Annotated in this window: 13 protein-coding genes; 6 read left to right on the forward strand and 7 right to left on the reverse strand. The window is 66.9% G+C overall.

Features of this window, described 5'->3' with window-relative positions:
• Positions 1–102 precede the first annotated feature (102 nt).
• Both BFD71_RS20750 and BFD71_RS20755 read right to left on the reverse strand, forming a co-directional pair.
• Positions 103–1,062: a LysR family transcriptional regulator gene (locus tag BFD71_RS20750; protein WP_370684299.1), complete on the reverse strand. Its 960-nt coding sequence runs from the start codon at positions 1,060–1,062 to the stop codon at positions 103–105.
• 301 nt (positions 1,063–1,363) lie between these two features.
• Positions 1,364–2,416, reverse strand: coding sequence for an NAD(P)-dependent alcohol dehydrogenase (locus tag BFD71_RS20755; protein ID WP_069266197.1), 1,053 nt, complete (start codon positions 2,414–2,416; stop codon positions 1,364–1,366).
• A 191-nt stretch (positions 2,417–2,607) separates the two neighbouring features.
• Between BFD71_RS20755 and BFD71_RS20760 the strand changes: the two genes are divergently transcribed.
• From BFD71_RS20760 to BFD71_RS20770, 3 genes are all read left to right on the forward strand, one after another.
• Positions 2,608–3,588, forward strand: a complete 981-nt coding sequence (locus tag BFD71_RS20760; protein WP_069266198.1) for an AraC family transcriptional regulator — start codon at positions 2,608–2,610, stop codon at positions 3,586–3,588.
• 66 nt (positions 3,589–3,654) lie between these two features.
• A complete protein-coding gene (locus BFD71_RS20765; RefSeq protein ID WP_069266199.1) occupies positions 3,655–4,587 on the forward strand; it encodes an NAD(P)-dependent oxidoreductase in 933 nt (310 codons plus the stop codon).
• Between the two features lie 220 nt (positions 4,588–4,807).
• Positions 4,808–6,856: an EAL domain-containing protein gene (locus BFD71_RS20770; RefSeq protein ID WP_069266200.1), complete on the forward strand. Its 2,049-nt coding sequence runs from the start codon at positions 4,808–4,810 to the stop codon at positions 6,854–6,856.
• 156 nt (positions 6,857–7,012) lie between these two features.
• On the opposite strand, the gene BFD71_RS20775 is transcribed toward BFD71_RS20770, so the two are convergent.
• Positions 7,013–9,565: an adenosylcobalamin-dependent ribonucleoside-diphosphate reductase gene (locus tag BFD71_RS20775; RefSeq protein WP_069266201.1), complete on the reverse strand. Its 2,553-nt coding sequence runs from the start codon at positions 9,563–9,565 to the stop codon at positions 7,013–7,015.
• Positions 9,566–9,799: 234 nt separating this feature from the next.
• Here BFD71_RS20775 and BFD71_RS20780 point away from each other — a divergent pair, with 234 nt between their 5' ends.
• Positions 9,800–10,291 carry a thioesterase family protein gene (locus tag BFD71_RS20780; protein WP_069266202.1) on the forward strand — a complete coding sequence of 164 codons (492 nt, stop codon included), beginning with the start codon at positions 9,800–9,802 and terminating at the stop codon, positions 10,289–10,291.
• A 23-nt stretch (positions 10,292–10,314) separates the two neighbouring features.
• On the opposite strand, the gene BFD71_RS20785 is transcribed toward BFD71_RS20780, so the two are convergent.
• Positions 10,315–10,614, reverse strand: a complete 300-nt coding sequence (locus tag BFD71_RS20785) for a DUF3331 domain-containing protein (RefSeq protein WP_069266348.1) — start codon at positions 10,612–10,614, stop codon at positions 10,315–10,317.
• Between the two features lie 382 nt (positions 10,615–10,996).
• Between BFD71_RS20785 and BFD71_RS20790 the strand changes: the two genes are divergently transcribed.
• On the forward strand, positions 10,997–12,064 hold the full coding sequence (locus BFD71_RS20790) for an AI-2E family transporter (RefSeq protein ID WP_069266203.1): 1,068 nt from the start codon (positions 10,997–10,999) through the stop codon (positions 12,062–12,064).
• A gap of 36 nt (positions 12,065–12,100) precedes the next feature.
• On the opposite strand, the gene BFD71_RS20795 is transcribed toward BFD71_RS20790, so the two are convergent.
• Both BFD71_RS20795 and BFD71_RS20800 read right to left on the reverse strand, forming a co-directional pair.
• On the reverse strand, positions 12,101–12,955 hold the full coding sequence (locus tag BFD71_RS20795) for an alpha/beta hydrolase (RefSeq protein WP_069266349.1): 855 nt from the start codon (positions 12,953–12,955) through the stop codon (positions 12,101–12,103).
• 129 nt (positions 12,956–13,084) lie between these two features.
• Positions 13,085–14,182, reverse strand: coding sequence for an OpgC domain-containing protein (locus BFD71_RS20800; RefSeq protein ID WP_069266204.1), 1,098 nt, complete (start codon positions 14,180–14,182; stop codon positions 13,085–13,087).
• 715 nt (positions 14,183–14,897) lie between these two features.
• Between BFD71_RS20800 and BFD71_RS20805 the strand changes: the two genes are divergently transcribed.
• Entirely contained in the window at positions 14,898–15,761 is an 864-nt protein-coding gene (locus BFD71_RS20805; protein WP_069266205.1) for a peptidoglycan DD-metalloendopeptidase family protein, read from the forward strand.
• A 103-nt stretch (positions 15,762–15,864) separates the two neighbouring features.
• Here the strand turns inward: BFD71_RS20805 and prpF are convergent, their stop codons facing one another.
• Complete coding sequence (gene prpF, locus BFD71_RS20810) at positions 15,865–17,055, reverse strand: 2-methylaconitate cis-trans isomerase PrpF (RefSeq protein WP_069266206.1); 1,191 nt, start codon at positions 17,053–17,055, stop codon at positions 15,865–15,867.
• Positions 17,056–17,104: the final 49 nt, after the last annotated feature.

The raw sequence follows: 17,104 nt of genomic DNA on the forward strand, positions 1-17,104 counted from the left end.
GCAAAGAAAGTAGGTGCCGCCCCGCACAGGGGCAACGCCTGCATACCGACGCGAACACAAGTAAAGGCCAAAGCTAAAGGCCAAAGCAAAAACCGCAAACGCTCAGACCGGCGCCAACTGCAGCCCCTCCAGCAACTGTCGCACCCGCGAGAGATCGCGATTCACCGTGCCAGCATCCTCGAACAATTCCGCAAGCCAGTCGACAAACACGCGCACACGCGGCGACAACTGTCGAGACTTCACGAACGCCACCGATACCGGCGTGGGCAGCGGCTTCCACTGCGGCAGCACCTCGACCAACGCACCGCTGTCCAGGTACGGCTGTGCAGCGAGCAGCGGCGGCTGGATCAGCCCATAGCCCTGCAAACCGCACGTGAGGTAGGCGAACTCGTCGGAGACATGTACGAAGCCATCCACCTTCACCTTGGTCGGACTGCCCTCCACCTCGAAGTCGAACTCGAACGGGCGGCCCGTGAGCGGCGAGAGAAAGTTGACGACCGGATGCCGCGCGAGATCGTCGAGCGTTTGCGGCGCGCCGTGCCGCTCGAGGTACGCGGGGCTCGCGCAGGTCACGTGCTCCAGCACGCCGAGGCGCCGCGCCGCGAGTCCCGAATCGGGCAACTCGCCGAGCTGGATGCTGCAATCCACGCCTTCGCCGACGAGGTCGACGTTGCGCAGGCTCACGCCGATCACGAGGTCGATCTGCGGATAGCGCGCGTGGAAGGCGTCGAGCGCGGGCAGCACGATCGCATTGGCGATGAGCCCCGGCATTTCCACGCGCAAGCGCCCGCCGATCGCGCCGGGCGACTGGCGCACGCTCGCTTCGGCATCGTCGATGTCGGCGAGGATCTGCGAGGCGCGCTCGTAGTACGCGGCGCCTTCGGGCGTGAGCGAAAGGCGCCGCGTAGTGCGCACGAGCAATTGCGTTCCCAGCAGCGATTCGAGGTTTTGCATCAGCGTGGTGGCGCTGGCGCGCGGCATATCGAGTGACTGCGCGGCTTTGGTGAAACTATTGGTGTCAACGATGCGCACGAACGTGCGCATCGCCTGGATGCGGTCGATCACGGGCGAGCTCCTGCAATGGGCTTGAGGCTTGAACGAAATCCGCGCTGCTGCAGCAAAAGGGTGAGCCGCGTAGCGCTCACTGCGCTTCGCGGTGCCGGCGTCTCGCGGAAAGCGACGCTCAGCGGTTAAACAGCCATGACGATTGGATGGCGGCGCATGTGACGCCGGCTCGACTACGGGAGGCCAAAAAAGGAGGCCTCGAAGGGGAAGGGCTGGCGGGCCATCCGGAACGGATGGCCCGGCGGGGCAGGGTGTTACGTCTGGATGCGCGGCGCTTGTTTGCCGCGCTGCGTGCGCGTTACTTGCGCAGCGAATCGAGGTCGATCACGAAGCGGTACTTCACATCGCTCTTGAGCATGCGCTCATAGGCGTTGTTGATGTCTTGCATCTTGATCATTTCGATATCCGACGTAATGCCATGCTTGCCGCAGAAGTCCAGCATTTCCTGGGTTTCTGCAATGCCGCCGATCAGCGAGCCCGCCAGACGGCGGCGCTTCAGGATCAGGTTGAACACTTGTGGCGACGGGTGATCGTGTTCGGGCGCGCCCACCAGCGTCATCGTGCCGTCACGGCGCAGCAGCTCGATGAACGGGTTGAGGTCGTGCTGCGCGGCCACGGTGTTCACGATCAGGTCGAAGCTGTTGGCGTGCGCCTGCATCTGCTCCGGGTCCTTCGAGATCACCACTTCGTCCGCGCCCAGGCGCTTGCCGTCTTCGATCTTCGACGGCGACGTGGTGAACAGCACCACGTGCGCGCCCATGGCATGCGCGAGCTTCACGCCCATGTGGCCGAGGCCGCCGAGACCCACGATGCCGACCTTCTTGCCGGGGCCGGCGCCCCACGTGCGCAGCGGCGAATACGTGGTGATGCCCGCGCACAGGAGCGGCGCGGCCGCGGCGGCATCGAGGTTCTCGGGTACGCGCAGCACGAACGCTTCGTCCACCACCAGCTGCGTGGAGTAGCCGCCGTAGGTGATGTCGCCGCTCACGCGGTCGGCGCCGTTATAGGTGCCGACCCAGCCGTTCTCGCAATACTGTTCGAGGCCTTCGGCGCAGCTCGGGCAGGTGCGGCAGGAGTCGACGAGACAGCCCACGCCGACGAGTTCGCCCACCTTGTACTTCGTGACACCCTTGCCGACTTCGGCCACGCGGCCGACGATCTCGTGGCCGGGCACGACCGGGTAAATCGTGTTGCGCCATTCGTCGCGCGCCTGGTGCAGGTCGGAGTGGCACACGCCGCAGAACAGCACGTCGATACGGACGTCGAGTTCGCGCATGTCACGGCGCTGGAATTCGAACGGGGCGAGCGGCGAGGCGGCGTCGCGGGCGGCGTATCCGTAGGTTGGGTACATGGGTTGGCTCTCCTCTAGTGCATGGGTGTTGCGGCAGGGTTCCCATCGTAAGGATCGGCACCCACCCAGGGAATACCTGAAGCTATCGAAGACTTGCCTGATTCTCCTGGCGCGCAGCACATCCACAGGTTCGGTGATAGATTGGCAAGCCTGTTTCTCTGCCTGACTTCATCTTTTGGGGCACAACCGATATGGGCTACGTCAAAACCCTCGCCGCGGCGGCCATCGCGCCGGCGGCCGCCACGCAGGCGCGCACGGTCGACCTGCTCATGCAAATCACGCAGCGCGACGGCGTGCACGCCACGGCGGTCGAAGGCGTGCGGCTCTACCGCGGCAGCGAAAGCCATCCGCGCCAGCCGGTCATGTACGAACCGAGCATTTTCATCGTCTGCCAGGGGCGCAAGCGCGGCTTTCTCGGCGACCAGGTGTTCATCTACGACGCCCAGCAATATCTGGTCCTCTCCGTGCCGATGCCGTTCGAGTGCGAGACCGAGGCGAGCCCCGAGAAGCCGATTCTGGCCATCTCGATCCGCGTCGATCTCACGACCGTCGCTGAACTGCTCATGGCGCTCGACGATCCGCGCCGCGCCGTGTCCGAACCGTCGGGCATCTACGCCACGCCGCTCGACGCCACGCTCTCGAACGCCGTGCTGCGCCTGCTCGAAGCGCTCGCGCAGCCATACGAGGCACGCATTCTCGGCCCCTCGATCGTGCGCGAAATCTGCTACCGCGTGCTGATGGGCGAGCAGGGCGACGCAATTCGCGCGGCGCTCACGCATCAGCATCACTTCGGGCGGATCGCGAAGGCGCTGCGGCGCATTCACACCGACTACCGCGGCGACCTCGACGTCGAAACGCTCGCCTCCGAGGCGGGCATGAGCCTTGCCGTCTTTCATGCGCACTTCAAGGCCGTCACCTCGACGTCGCCCATGCAGTACGTGAAGACCACGCGCCTGCATCATGCGCGGCTCCTGATCACGCACGACGGTCTGACCGTGAGCGCGGCGGCCACGCGCGTGGGCTATGAAAGCGCGTCGCAGTTCAGCCGCGAATTCAAGCGCCTCTTCGGCATGAGCCCGGCCGACCAGATGCGCCGCGCGCGCGACGCCGCAGCCGCCGCGGCCGCGCCGCGCGTCGAGGTGTTGCCGCCGCGTTATGTGACGGCCGTGTGAAGTCCACGCGCGGGCGTGCGGTATTCGATTCGCATATCGAAACATTGACGGAAGGGTGACACGACGATGAAGCCATGCCTGCTGGTCCTGATACTGCTTCCCGCTGAAGACCTCGCCGGGTTTGGCGAACAGTTCGACGTGATCTACGCGCCCGATGCCGATGCGCGCACCAAAGCGGTCGCGGAACGCGGCAAGGACATACGCGTGGTGCTCACGAACGGCACGACGGGCCTCACCGCCGACGAAATCGACCGCATGCCCGCGCTCGAACTGGCGGCCGCGCTTGGCGCGGGCTACGAAAATATCGCGCTCGACCGTGCACGCGAGCGTGGCATCGCGCTGTGCAACGGCGCGGGCGTCAATGCCGACTGCGTGGCCGACCACGCGCTCGCGCTGCTGCTCGCGGCCGTGCGCGCCGTGCCGCAGTTCGACGCCGCGTGCCGCACCGGCGTCTGGCGCGACGCGCTGCCCATGCGTCCCACGGTAACGGGGCGGCGGCTCGGCATTGTCGGCTACGGTCATATTGGCGAGAAGGTTGCGAAGCGCGCGGCGGGCTTCGGCATGGAACTCGGCTATCACAACCGCAAGCCGCGCGAGGGCGCTCAGGCGCGCTACTTCGAGAGCGTGATGGCGCTCGCGCAATGGAGTGACTTTCTCGTGATCGCGACGCCGGGCGGCGCGCAAACGAAGCATCTGATCGATCGCGCCGTGATCGATGCGCTAGGGCCGCAGGGTTTTCTCGTCAACGTGTCGCGCGGCAGCGTGGTCGATACGGCCGCGCTCGCCCTCGCGCTGAAGGCGGGGGCGCTGGGCGGCGCGGGGCTCGACGTCTACGAGGGCGAGCCGCAGCCGCCCGCTGCGCTCATCGGGTTAGACAACATCGTGCTCACGCCGCACGTGGCCGGCGCGTCGCCCGACGTGCGCACCGCCACGGTGCGACATTTCGCCGAAAACGCGGCGCGGCACTTCGCGGGCGAGGCGTTGCTCACGCCGCTTTGAGGGCGGACGTTGGGCGCTTTTAGCGCCCGCTTGCGCCGCCTTGTGTATGCCATCGTGCGCGGACGCCTGCGGCGCATGACGTATCATTCCTTCTGTGCGAGCCACAATCGCTGTTCGAGCGGCCGCTAATGACCACTATGGCCATGAACGTGGCGCGACATCCTGCCCGATTTGCAGATCCGGGCCGTGACGCCAGGGCGGTGATATCGAAGGCTCAAAAATGAAAACGCTGATTGGCGCGCTACACGAGCACGCGGCCCACGTGGTCAACCGCTTCTACGAGGAGCTGGGCCGCTTGCCCAAATCCCGCCGCATCCTCGAAATGCTTTCGGGTGCGGAACTCGCGCACCTCAAGGCGCGGCAGATCCAGAATCTGCTTGCCCTCGCCAGTCTCGGGCCGACCTCGCGCGAGCATGAGGACATGGCGCAGCGCATCGGCCGCATTCATGCCATTGTCGGGCTCGACAAGGAAGAACTCGTGCGCAGCCGCGGCATTCTTCAGGAACTGATCTACGCGGACGTCGGCCGCACGGTGAGCACGCAACAACTCTCGCTCTACGCGCGCCGTCTGACCGCCGACCTCGCGTGGCAGCTCAAGGCGTATCAGGCCGTCCAGGACTCGCAGCAGGAGGCGCTGTTGCGCATCACGCGTCTTGTCTGGGAGGCAGGCAGCTACACGAATTTCATCGACCAGGTCATTGCCGCGCTGGCGGAGCATGACGAAGTGAGCGCCTGCACCATCGGACGTCCTGACGAAGCGGGTATTTTTCACTTCGAGGCTGGCGCGGGCGGCAAGACGCAAGGCGGCATGCTCAACGTGCTTGCCGCGCACGATCGGGAAATCAGCGTGCGCGCCGATCATCCGCAAGGGCAGGGCGCCATTGGGCGTGCGTGGCGCAGCGGCAAGCCCGAGCGCGTCATCAACTATCAGACGGATCCGCTCGTCGCGCCGTGGCGCGATCTCGCGGCGCGCGAGGGCGTGCGCTCTTCGGTGTCGATTCCGCTGGCCGCGCCCGGGCAGCCGCCGCTCGCCGTGTTGAGTCTGTATAGCGCGTTTCCGGGCGGCTTCGTCGGGCCCGATCAGGTGGCCTTCGTCGATTTACTGCAAACGCTGCTCGGCTGCGCCGCGACGCGCATCGCCGGCAACGACGGCCTGAGCGCCGCGGTGCCGGTGAGCGTGCGCCAGCATTGGGCGGCGCTCGTGCGTACCGGCGCGCTGGAAATGCACTATCAGCCGCTGCTCAGCCTCGCCACGGGCAAGGCGACCAAGGTCGAAGCGCTGGCGCGTCTGCGCGACGGCGAGCGCCTGCTCGTGCCCGACGTGTTTCTCTCGGCACTCTCTTCCGACGATCTGCTCGCACTCTTCGCACGCGGCATCGAGCAGGCGCTCGCCGACCGCGCACGCTGGTACGCCAAGGGCCGCGATCTCGACGTCTCGATCAACCTGCCGCCGGCGGCGCTCAACGACATCCGCTATTTCGAGGCCGCCCGCACCGCGCTGGCCGCGCACCGTTGCCCGGCTGAGCGGCTCACGCTGGAAGTTCTGGAGAACGAAGCACTGTCGCTGAGCCAGGGACAGCGCGCCATTCTCGCGAAGTTCCGCGAGCTGGGCGTGCTGCTCGCGCAGGACGATCTTGGCGCGGGGCATAGTGGCCTCACGCGACTGCGGGAATTGCCCTTCGACTGGATCAAGCTCGACCGCGAGATGGTGAAGGTGAGCGGCGGCGACGCGCTCAGTACGCTGCGCGTGATCTATCAGTTGACGCGCCTCGGCCATTCGCTGGGCAGGCGCGTGCTTGCCGAAGGCATCGATACGCTCGACCTCCTTCGCGCGCTCGCCATTCTCGGCGTGGACGGCGCGCAGGGCTATGGCATCGCGAAGCCGATGGAAGGCGCACGTCTCATCGAATGGCTCGACACGACGCCGGCCTTCGCCGCGACCGCGAACGTCGAAAGCGGCGCTGGAACGGAAGGCCTCCTGGCGCGGCTCGCCCGCTTCGTGATCTGGGAAGAGCGCATGCTCATGATCGCGGCGGTGCCCGAAGCGGCGCAAGACCTCTTGCGCGCATTGACGCGCGAAGAGGGCGAGGGCGGCAGCACGCCGCTCGCGCAGTCGCTGACGGGCTTCGGCGAAATTCTGCCCGCCGGCGCGCGACGCGACGCGTTGCATCGGGAGGTGGTGGGCGCACTGCTGACCGAAGGCCCGAACAGCGAAGCGTGGCGCGTTGCGCTGAACGGGCTGATAGCGGCGATTACGGCGGCCGTCTAGCAGAGCGTTAGTCCTGAACGCGATCGCCACATCGCCTTGCGTGGCCGACGACTGCTTGCGCTGCAGCACCGCGATACACACTAGGGAAATGGCCGCATGCGCGCTGTAGAACAGCACCAGCGGCCACCACGCCGCCCCGGACTTGAGCACCAGCCCTCAACCGCAGGTCCCGATCTCGCCGCACGCCGTGCAGAAGTCGCACCCGTCTTTGCGGATCACCGCATTCGCCCCGCACGACCCGCACTTGCGGCCGAGCATCGCGTGAGCAAAGGCATGCTGGGTATCGGCGGGCAGCGCGTTATCGCCGTCCAGCACCTGGTCGCCGGGATGTTCCGCGCCGGCCCGCGCGTTGCCGGTGAACTGCGCGGCCAACGCACCGTCACGCCGCTGCGCGAGCAGCCGTGACGGCACTTGCCGTCCCTCGGCATCGAGAAAGCCGCGCCGATGCAGGATCTGCTGGATTGCGTAGGCGATGGCAGCGACCTCGGAGTCGTGCCACAGCGGAATACGCCGGCCGTCCAGACGCTGCGTCTCGCCATACCGCACCTGGCCGCGATCCCACGACACCTTGCGCAAATCCTGCAGATTGCGCGCGACGAAGCCGCCTCGCGCCGCGAGCGAGAGCGAACGCATGGTCGCCGTGATCCATTGCTGCTGCTCGTCGCGCTGGCCCACGGGGATGAAGAATTCGATGGGCCGCTCGATGGTCACGGCTTCGCCGCCCACCTGGCCCGTCACTTCGAGAAACGACACCGCCACGTAGAGCGACACCTTGCCCGTCTGCGTGATGTATTCGATCTTCTCGATCACGGCGGGCAGCTCGCCCTTGGGCCGGTGGTCGATCGCCACGCGCAGCGGGTCGAGCAGGGCGTCGCCGAGCGCATCGTCGGCCGTTGCCGCCGCTTCGGGAGGCAGCGTCTGCAGCACCGCGCCGAGCGTCTCGTTCGGGCGGTAGGTCGCGAGTCCCTTGAGGCCGCGACGCCATGCGTCGAGATAGAGATTTTCGAAATCTTCGAACGGATAGTCGGCGGGGACGTTGACGGTCTTCGAGATCGACGTGTCGACGTACGGCTGCACGGCCGCCATCATCGCCACGTGTTCCTGTGCGCTCATTTCCAGCGCGCTCACGAAGTACGGGGGCAGTGCGCTCACGTCGCCTCCGAGTTCGCGGAATACACGCCACGCGTGGTCTTCGACATTGAACGTTTCGCGGCTGCCGTCGGCCATGCGACGTGTGCGCTGGTAGGTCCACGAGAACGCGGGCTCGATGCCGTTCGAGACATTGTCGGCGAACGCGAGGCTCACCGTGCCGGTGGGCGCGATGGAAAGCAGATGGCTGTTGCGGATGCCGTGCGCGCGGATCTCGGCCTTGAGGTCGTCGGGCAGGCGCGAGGCGAAGGTGCCTTCCTCGAGATAGGTCCGCGAGTCGAAGAGCGGAAACGCGCCGCGCTCGCGCGCAAGCTCGACGGAGGCGCGATAGGCCGCGTCGCGCATCGTGCGCCCCACGCGCGCGCCGAATTCGCAGCCTTCGGGCGAGTTGTAGCGGATGCCGAGCATCACGAGCGTGTCGCCGAGCCCCGTGAAGCCCACGCCGATACGCCGCTTGGCCGCCGCCTCCGCCTGCTGCTCGGGCAGCGGCCAGAGCGTGGCGTCGAGCACGTCGTCGAGAAAGCGCACCTGGGTGCCCGTGCGCTCGGCGAGTTGATTCCAGTCGAAATCTGCCTTGCCGCCGCGCATTTGGGCGAACGGGTCGATCACGAAGCGGGTGAGGTCGAGCGGTCCGAGGTTGCAGCAACCGTACGCGGGTAGCGGCTGCTCGCCGCACGGGTTGGTCGCGCGGATGGATTCGAGCGCGCGCAGGTTGTTGTCCTCGTTCATGCGCGAGATGAACACCACGCCCGGCTCGGCCACGTCGTAGGTCGAACGCATGATCGCGTCCCATAGCGCGCGGGCGCGCGTTTCGGCGTAGACCCACAGGCCGTCGTCGCGGCGCCGCAGGTCGCCCGAGGCGCGCAACGCGGGCGAGGGCTCGGCGAGATGCACGAGCTGCCAGGGCGCGTCGTTTTCCACCGCGCGCATGAATTCGTCGGTCACCGCGACCGACACGTTGAAGTTGTTCCAGCGCCCCTTCGAATGCTTGGCCTCGATGAATTCGGGCAGGTCGGGGTGATCGCAGTCGAGCACGGCCATCTGCGCGCCGCGCCGTGCGCCCGCGCTTTCCACGGTGCGGCACGAGGCGTCGAACACGTCGATGTAGCTGCACGGGCCCGATGCGCTCGACCCCGTCGACTTCACGTGTGCGCCGTGCGGCCGGATCGCCGAGAAGTTGTAGCCCACGCCGCCGCCGCGCCGCATGGTTTCGGCGGCCTGCAGCAGGGCGACGTAGATGCCGGGGCGGCCTTCGTCGTCCACGCCCTGGATGCTGTCGCCGACCGGCTGCACGAAGCAGTTGATCAGCGTGGCTTCGATGCCGGCGCCCGCCGCGCTCATGATCCGCCCCGCACCCAGCGCGCCATTGCGCAGGTTGTCGACGAAACGCGCCTCGACCTCGGCGCGCAGCGCAGGCGGCTCGACCTGCGCGACGCCGCGCGCCACGCGGCGGTAGATGTCGTCGGCGGTCTGCTCGTCGCCTTTGGCGTACTTCTCGAGCATCACGTCGAGTGAGAACTGCTGCGGGGGAAATGGAAGCGGGGGCGTGTTTTCTGCCATGACCGGACCTCGCGTAGCGCCGCGCGGGAGCGGCAGTTGAAGGGCGTTCGAAGGGCGGCGGCTGGGCCGCGACCGTTCAACCTTACCCCAGCGGCGCGCGGCGTGCACGGTGGCGCGAGCGCGCATGCGGCGGCGCCGGAGCATGCCGGTGTCGCGGCGGACGAGGCGTGTCTGCGGTTACACTGCTCCCGCCTGCACGCGGGCACCAAATATGGAGACGGGAGAGGAGACTGGATGACGAACGAAACGGCGCCCGTGGTCTACCGCGACACGGTGCGCGCGGAGTGGGTCGATTACAACGGCCACTTGCGCGATGCGTTCTACATGCTGATCTACAGCTACGCGACCGACGCGCTGCTCGACGCCATCGGGCTCGACGCGGCGGCGCGCGAGGCGCGCGGGCGGTCGATGTACACGTTGGAGGCGCACCTGAACTATCTCCACGAGATCAAGGAGGGCGCGCAGGTGCGCATCGACGTCCGGGTGATCGAGCACGACGCGAAACGCGTGCGCCTGTATCTGGAGATGTTCGCGGGCGATCTTGACGATGCGCTCGCCTCGCCGGTCTCGGCGAGCGAGCAGTTGCTCCTGCACGTGGACCGCTCGGGCCCGCGCGCGGCGCCGTTCGACGCCGATGTGCTCGCGCGCGTGGCAGCGTTGAGCGCCGCCTCGGCGGGCTTCGCGCCGCGCCATGCCGCGCGGGCCATTTCGCTCGCGCCTCGCTGAGGCCGCGGCAGACGTCGCCGCGCTTACTTCGGCAGTTCCGCGCCGATGAGGGCGCCGAACACTTCGGCGGCGATCATGACGGAGGCGTTGAGCGGCGCGGGACGTTCGGCCGGCTTGAAGACGGCGTCGCCCCGGCGGATCTTGCGGCGCGACACCGCGCAGGTGCCCGACGAATGCGCCGAGCGGCGGCGCCAGCGCTGTTCGCCATAATGGCAGCGACCGGGTTCGACCCAGCGGATCACCAGCGCCGTATCCGTCTGCTCGAGTATTTCGATACGCTCACCGTTGGCTCCGTCAAGCGAGAGGCACGCTTTTTTCTTCATTGTCGGCTCCGTAAGTGTGGTGCCGCGAATGTAGTCCTGCGCGCTGACAAGTGCCATTCTGTCGCCGTTGAAACACCATTCCATTATCAGCAACAATCGCCCTGCGACACGTTGCGATTCACGAAGGAATGGGGGTTTGCGCGGATTTGGGGTCGACATCTCGAATTTGTGCAACGCACTGTTGTGCGTGGCGCGACATCGAGGGGCCCGAAAACGGGCGTCTGGAGGGCGTTCCAGGATAGGGACGGAACGACTGGGGCGGATTGGGATCTGAGGGAAGACCGGCCCGGCTGGATCGATTTTCTGCACCGCGCTGGCGGGTGGCACCGCACCTGCGCAGCCACGAAACCGGCCAGCTGTTTTTGAATTTTCAAGAGGTTACATGATTCATCGTCCGCCTGCTCCGAACTCCGCAAACGAGCAAAAAATCCAGCGCGCCGCCTCCGCGGTGCTGTACGCCACGCTCGTGTTGCTGGCGCTGTGGATCGTGCGCGAGTTCGTGCCCGCCGTGGCCTGGGCGAGCGTTTTTGCCATCGTGCTGTGGCCGACCTATCAGGCGATCGAGCGACGCGCCCCGTTCAAGGGCCGCAAGACGCTGATCGCCACGCTGCTCACTGCCGCGATCGGCCTGCTCGTGCTGCTGCCGATCGCCGTCACGGCCATTCAGGCCGGCGGTGAGGCCCACGAGCTTTACCTGTGGCTGCGCGACGCCCAGGAGAACGGCGTGCCGGTGCCCGACTTCGTTTCACATTTGCCGGTCGGCAGCCGTCAGGTGAGCGACTGGTGGCAGGCCAATCTCGCCCAGCCGCTCAAGGCTTCGCCGGCGATGAAGAGCCTGCACGGCGACACCATCACCTCGTTCGGCCGCCACTTCGGTGCGCGCGCCGCCCACGCCACGATGACGTTCGGCTTCATGCTCGTCACGCTGTTCGTGATCTTCCGGGCCGGTCCGCGTCTTTCGGCAACGGTGATGCGCGGTGCGCGCCGCGCCTTCGGCGCCGACGGCGCGCAACTCCTGCAGCGCATGGCCGCCGCCGTGCGCGCCACGGTCACGGGGCTCGTGGTCGTGGGGCTGGGCGAGGGCGTGCTGCTGACCGCCGCCTATATCGCGACCGGCGTGCCGCATGCAGCGCTGCTCGGCACGGTCACCGCCATCGCGGCTATGCTGCCGTTTTGCGCACCGATCGTGTTCGGCGGCGCGGCGCTGTGGCTCGTCATCCAGGGCTCGCTGATCGCGGCGGCGGCGCTCGCGATATGGGGATTCGTGGTGGTGTTCGTCGCCGAGCATTTCGTGCGGCCCGTGCTGATCGGCAATTCCACGCGTCTGCCTTTTCTGCTCGTGCTGTTCGGCATTCTGGGCGGGGCGACGACCTTCGGACTGATCGGCATCTTCATCGGCCCGGCGCTCATGACCGTGCTGATGGTGCTTTGGGTGAACTGGGCGGAGTGACGCTCAGTTCAGGGCGAGGCGCGCCTCGTGCCTTGCTCAACGGAAGCAGGCGAGCGTGTACTTGAGCGCGGCGGGCAGCAGCTCGCGCCACACAGGCCACACGTGGCCGCCGTCCACGATGCGCAGCGCCGCCGTATTGCCGGCCTCGCGCAGCCGCGTGTAGAGCAGCGACGACTCGGCCTGGATCACGAGGTCGTCGTCGCCGGCCGCGATGAAGAACGGCACGCGCCGGGGCTGCGCGAAGTACGGCTTCCAGAGCGCCGGATAGTTGAGCGTGCGCCAGATCTGCGCATCGAACTGATGATCGCCGAACACGCCCACGTGACGCGCCGCCGAACTGGGTGGCGGGTCGCCCGCGTAGACCGCCGGGGACAGCAGCAACGCGCCGCAGAACATGTCGGGGTGCTCCAGCGTGTAGCGCAGCGCGCCGAACCCGCCCATCGAGACACCGCCGATCGCGCGGCCGTCGCGCGCGTCGTCCACCGCGAAGTGCGCCTCGATCTCGGGCAGCAGATCCTGGAAGAACGCCGTCTCCATCCTCTCCTTTCGGTCGACGTACCAGTCGGTGCCGCCCTGCGGCATCACGATCACCACGGGCGGGATCTCGTGACGGGCCATCAGCGTGTCGGCGGTGGTCTGGAGCTGGCCTTGCGTGACCCAGTCCATCGGCTCGCCGTTGTTGCCGTGCAGGAGATAGAGCACCGGGTAGCGGTGCTGGTCGGCGCGATAGCCGTTCGGCAGGTACACCACGTATGGCCAGTCGCGGTTGAGCGCCTCGGCGTGGAACGTGCGGACCACGACGGTGCTCGCCGCGGCCGGCGCCGCGGGCGTGGCGAACGCCGCGCAGGAGAGAGCGAGCGGGAGCAGCGCGGTGCGAAGGAGTCTGCGCATGGCAGGGACATCGAGAGCGGTGGCGCGCGGGCGGCGCGGGGTCATCATGCTAGCAGCCGCTCATGCGTGCCGGAAGCCGTGATGATCGGTTAGCCGGCGCGCAGTGCATGGCCTGTGCGCCGCGTCGTTTCAGGCGGAAGCTTTGGCGCGCGAGGGCAGCAGCCGCTTGAGCGGGTCGGACGCACGCGCGACGAGCAGCAGCGCGGTGATCGCGACGGCGTCTGCGCACAGGCCGAGCGGCACGTTCAGATAACCGTCGGTGTACCAGTAGAGCACGGAGTCGACCGTGAGCGAAATGACGGCGCCGGCCACGAACGAGAGCATCCCCTTGCGACCGACGAGGCCCACCCAGGGCAGCGCATGCGCCACGCGCTTCGCCCAGCCGAAGCGGATGACATGCGCCGTGAGCCACGCGATGCCGAGGAAGTTGAGCACGCGAAACCATGCGAGGTTGCGCTTGAAGTCGCCGTCGAGCGCGACGTTGCCGAGCTGCAGGCGATAGATCGCGGCACCCGCCACGACGGCGAGTGCGGCGAGGGTCACGAGCGTGCCGAGACGATGGGCAGTCACGCGCTGGAACACGGGTTGCGCCTGCGCGATCACGCCGAGCACGAACATCAGCTGCCAGCCGAACGGGTTGAAGTCCCATTGCACGTCCTCGACGTGCGGCAGCCACGGTGCCAGGTGCGGCGCGACGCCCCAGAGCACGAGGCTCATGGCCAGCAGCAGCCACGGCCGCGTGCGCGCAAGCGGCAATGCGAGCGGGGCGGCGAGGGCGAACCAGGCATACATCGGCAGCACGCCGGCCAGATACGGCTGGCGGCGCAACAGCACGATGTCGCGCAAAGCGGCGGCAGGCGCGAGCGTGAGATCGTCGAGATCGGTGGTGGCGAGGTTGGGCGCGTCCACGTTGCACGCCACGAGAATCGCCGTGACGAGCAGCATCAACAGCGCCGTCACGACGAACGCGCGGTAGATCTCGAATGCGCGCTTGATGAAACGCTGCCGCGCCGCGGCCTCGGTGCGGCGTGCGCACAGCGTGGCCCACGCGGTGGCCGTGGCGAAGCCGCCGAGGAAGACGAAGACTTCGGCCGCGTCGCACAGCGCGTAGGCGTGGAGCGTGACGCGCGAGACGATGCTGCCGCCGATGTGATCGACGACGATGATGAGCAGAACGAGGCCGCGGAAGAAATCGAGTTCGACTAGACGGTTGGATGACTTTGGCATGTTTGGGCAGAAGGCCGGGCCGGTATGAGGCGCATGAAGCAGCCGATGATGCAAAACGGGCCGGGCGGGCAGATGCTGGAAGTACCTGACTAAAAATCGCGAAATCTGGAATTCGGGCGACGTTCGCGCCGCGCCTTGCGCCGGGAACCGGGAAGTGGCCATCAGGGCGGCCGCACGACAAACGCAGGAAAAGACCTGAAGAATACGCGAGGGTTCCCGCCGAATGCGGGTTTACGTTGACACCGCCGATGTTAGCGTAATTTCAAATAGCTTTCAGTGGGCGCGGCCAGTGCGCCGTTCAAGTTTCTGGGACGTGTGCCGATAAGGCAGGGATGGGGCACGATCATGCGGATGCGCCATACGCCGCCCTGACGCGGGTTTGGGCAATTACCTCTGGCCCTTTGCCAATGCGCTGCTGAGCAAGAATTCGGCTAATTAACATTTGTTTCAAAGTGTTCTCCCTGGGCTGATTTCGTGGAGTTGCGCTTTACAATGCCGGATCGAATTTGAGATGGCACGCTCGTTCGTTAATGGGGCGATCGCGTGCGTTGAATGTTTATGGTTCGAGATGTCGTCGGTTTAGACGCAGATCGACGCAGCCCGGCGCAGGCGAGCCGGCACGCCATGAGGGACGGGAGCGCGGCATACGCGGCAGACCGTCCGGGGCAGCCATTCGCTGCATCGCACGGCTGCAGGCACCGCAGGAGAGAGGGTTATGTTTGAAGACGATCGTATCGGTCAGCGCGGCCTCAAAGGGTTCTGGGCCGCGTTGGGATTGGCGGCCCTGCTGGGCGGCTGCGCCAACATGAATCAGCAGCAGCCGCAGCAACAACCGCAGCCTGACACGGCGGCAGCGGCGACCCCGGCCTCCGACGCAGCGAGCGCCGACGCCAGCAGCGCACAACAAGCGACGAGTGCGCCCGTCACGCGCGTCGTCACCAAAACGACCTACGTGCGCGTGCGCCGCGGTGACACGCTTCAGCGCATCGCGCAAAAGCACAGTGTGTCGGTCAAGGATCTGGCCACCTGGAATCACCTGAAGCCGAACGCTCACCTGCGCGCAGGCCAGTCGATCAAGCTGGTTTCAAAGCAGACGATCACCGTCCAGGTCGCCGCGCCGCAAGCAGGCGGAGCGACGGCGAATGCCAGCCCGAACGCAGCGGGAAACCGCCAGGTTGCGGCCGAAGTGGCACGCCATTCGAACAGCGTCGCACTCGTGTGGCCGGCGCATGGCCGTGTGGTCGAACCGTTCGCGCCGGGCACGACGCGCGGCATCGAGATCGCGGGCAAGGCCGGCGACCCCGTGCTCGCCGCCGCCGACGGCAAGGTCATGTATGCGGGCACGGGCCTGAACGAATACGGCAGCCTGATCATCGTCCAGCACAACAAGGACTTCCTCACGGCTTACTCGCACAATCGCCGTCTGCTCGTGAAGACCGGTGACACGGTGCATCAGGGCCAGCAGATCGCCGAGATGGGTAGCGAGAACAACGACCGCGTGGCGGTGTTGTTCGAGGTGCGCCGCGATGGGAAGCCAGTGGACCCGATGCCCTATTTGCCTTCTTCTCCGCAGGGCTGAGCGTCCCACCTGTGCGGCGAGAACAACAAAACCGCCCTGACGCATCACAACGTCAGGGCGGTTTTTTCATCGTCGCAAACCGCGTACTTCCTAAAACCGCTGCTTAAAACGCGTCGCCCGGCACTCGCACCCAGCCTTCCATCAGCACGCGCGCGCTGCGGCTCATGATGGCCTTCGTGACCGTCCATTCGCCGTTTTCCTGACGCGCCTCGGCGCCTACGCGCAGCGTGCCCGACGGATGCCCGAAGCGCACCGCGCTGCGTTCGCCGCCCCCCGCCGCGAGATTCACGAGCGTGCCGGGAATGGCCGCCGCGGTGCCGATCGCCACGGCCGCGGTGCCCATCATGGCGTGGTGGAGCTTGCCCATCGACATGGCGCGCACCAGCAGGTCCACATCGCCGGCTTCCACGCGCTTGCCGCTCGACGCCGTATAGCCCGCGGGCTTCGCCACGAAGGCGATTTTCGGCGTGTGCTGGCGCGTGGCGATCTCGTCGAGGTGCTTGATGAGCCCCATGCGCAGCGCGCCGTGCGCGCGGATCGTCTCGAATTTTTCGAGCGCCTGCGCGTCGCTGTTGATCGCGTCCTGCAATTCCGTGCCCGTGTAGCCGATGGTCTCGGCGTTCACGAAGATCGTCGGGATGCCCGCGTTGATCATCGTGGCCTTGAGCGTGCCCACACCAGGCACTTCGAGGTCGTCAACGAGATTGCCGGTGGGGAACATCGCGCCGCCCGCGCCCTCTTCCTCGGCGGCCGGGTCGAGGAATTCGAGCTGCACTTCGGCGGCGGGAAAGGTCACGCCATCCAGTTCGAAATCGCCCGTCTCCTGCACGTGGCCGTTCGTCATCGGCACGTGCGCGATGATGGTCTTGCCGATGTTGGCCTGCCAGATGCGCACCGTCGCCACGCCGTTGTCGGGCACGCGGCTCGGGTCGACGAGGCCGCCGCTGATCGCGAACGGGCCCACGGCGGCGGAGAGATTGCCGCAGTTGCCGCTCCAGTCGACAAAGGCCTTGTCGATGGCGACCTGGCCGAACAGGTAGTCGACGTCGTGGTCGGGCTTGCTGCTCATCGCCAGAATCACGGTCTTGCTCGTGCTCGACGTCGCGCCGCCCATGCCGTCGATCTGCTTGCCGTACGGGTCGGGGCTGCCGATCACGCGCATGAGCAGCTTGTCGCGCGCAACGCCGGGCTGCTGCGCCGAAGCGGGCAGATCCTGGAGGCGAAAGAACACGCCTTTGCTGGTGCCGCCGCGAATGTAGGTGGCGGGAATCTTGATCTGGGGTACGTGTGCCATGTGTTGTCCTGAAACGAAGGGCGGCGCGCGTGTGAGCGCTGCGCCGCCC

This window comes from Paraburkholderia nodosa, assembly GCF_001718195.1.
Classification (GTDB): domain Bacteria; phylum Pseudomonadota; class Gammaproteobacteria; order Burkholderiales; family Burkholderiaceae; genus Paraburkholderia; species Paraburkholderia nodosa_A.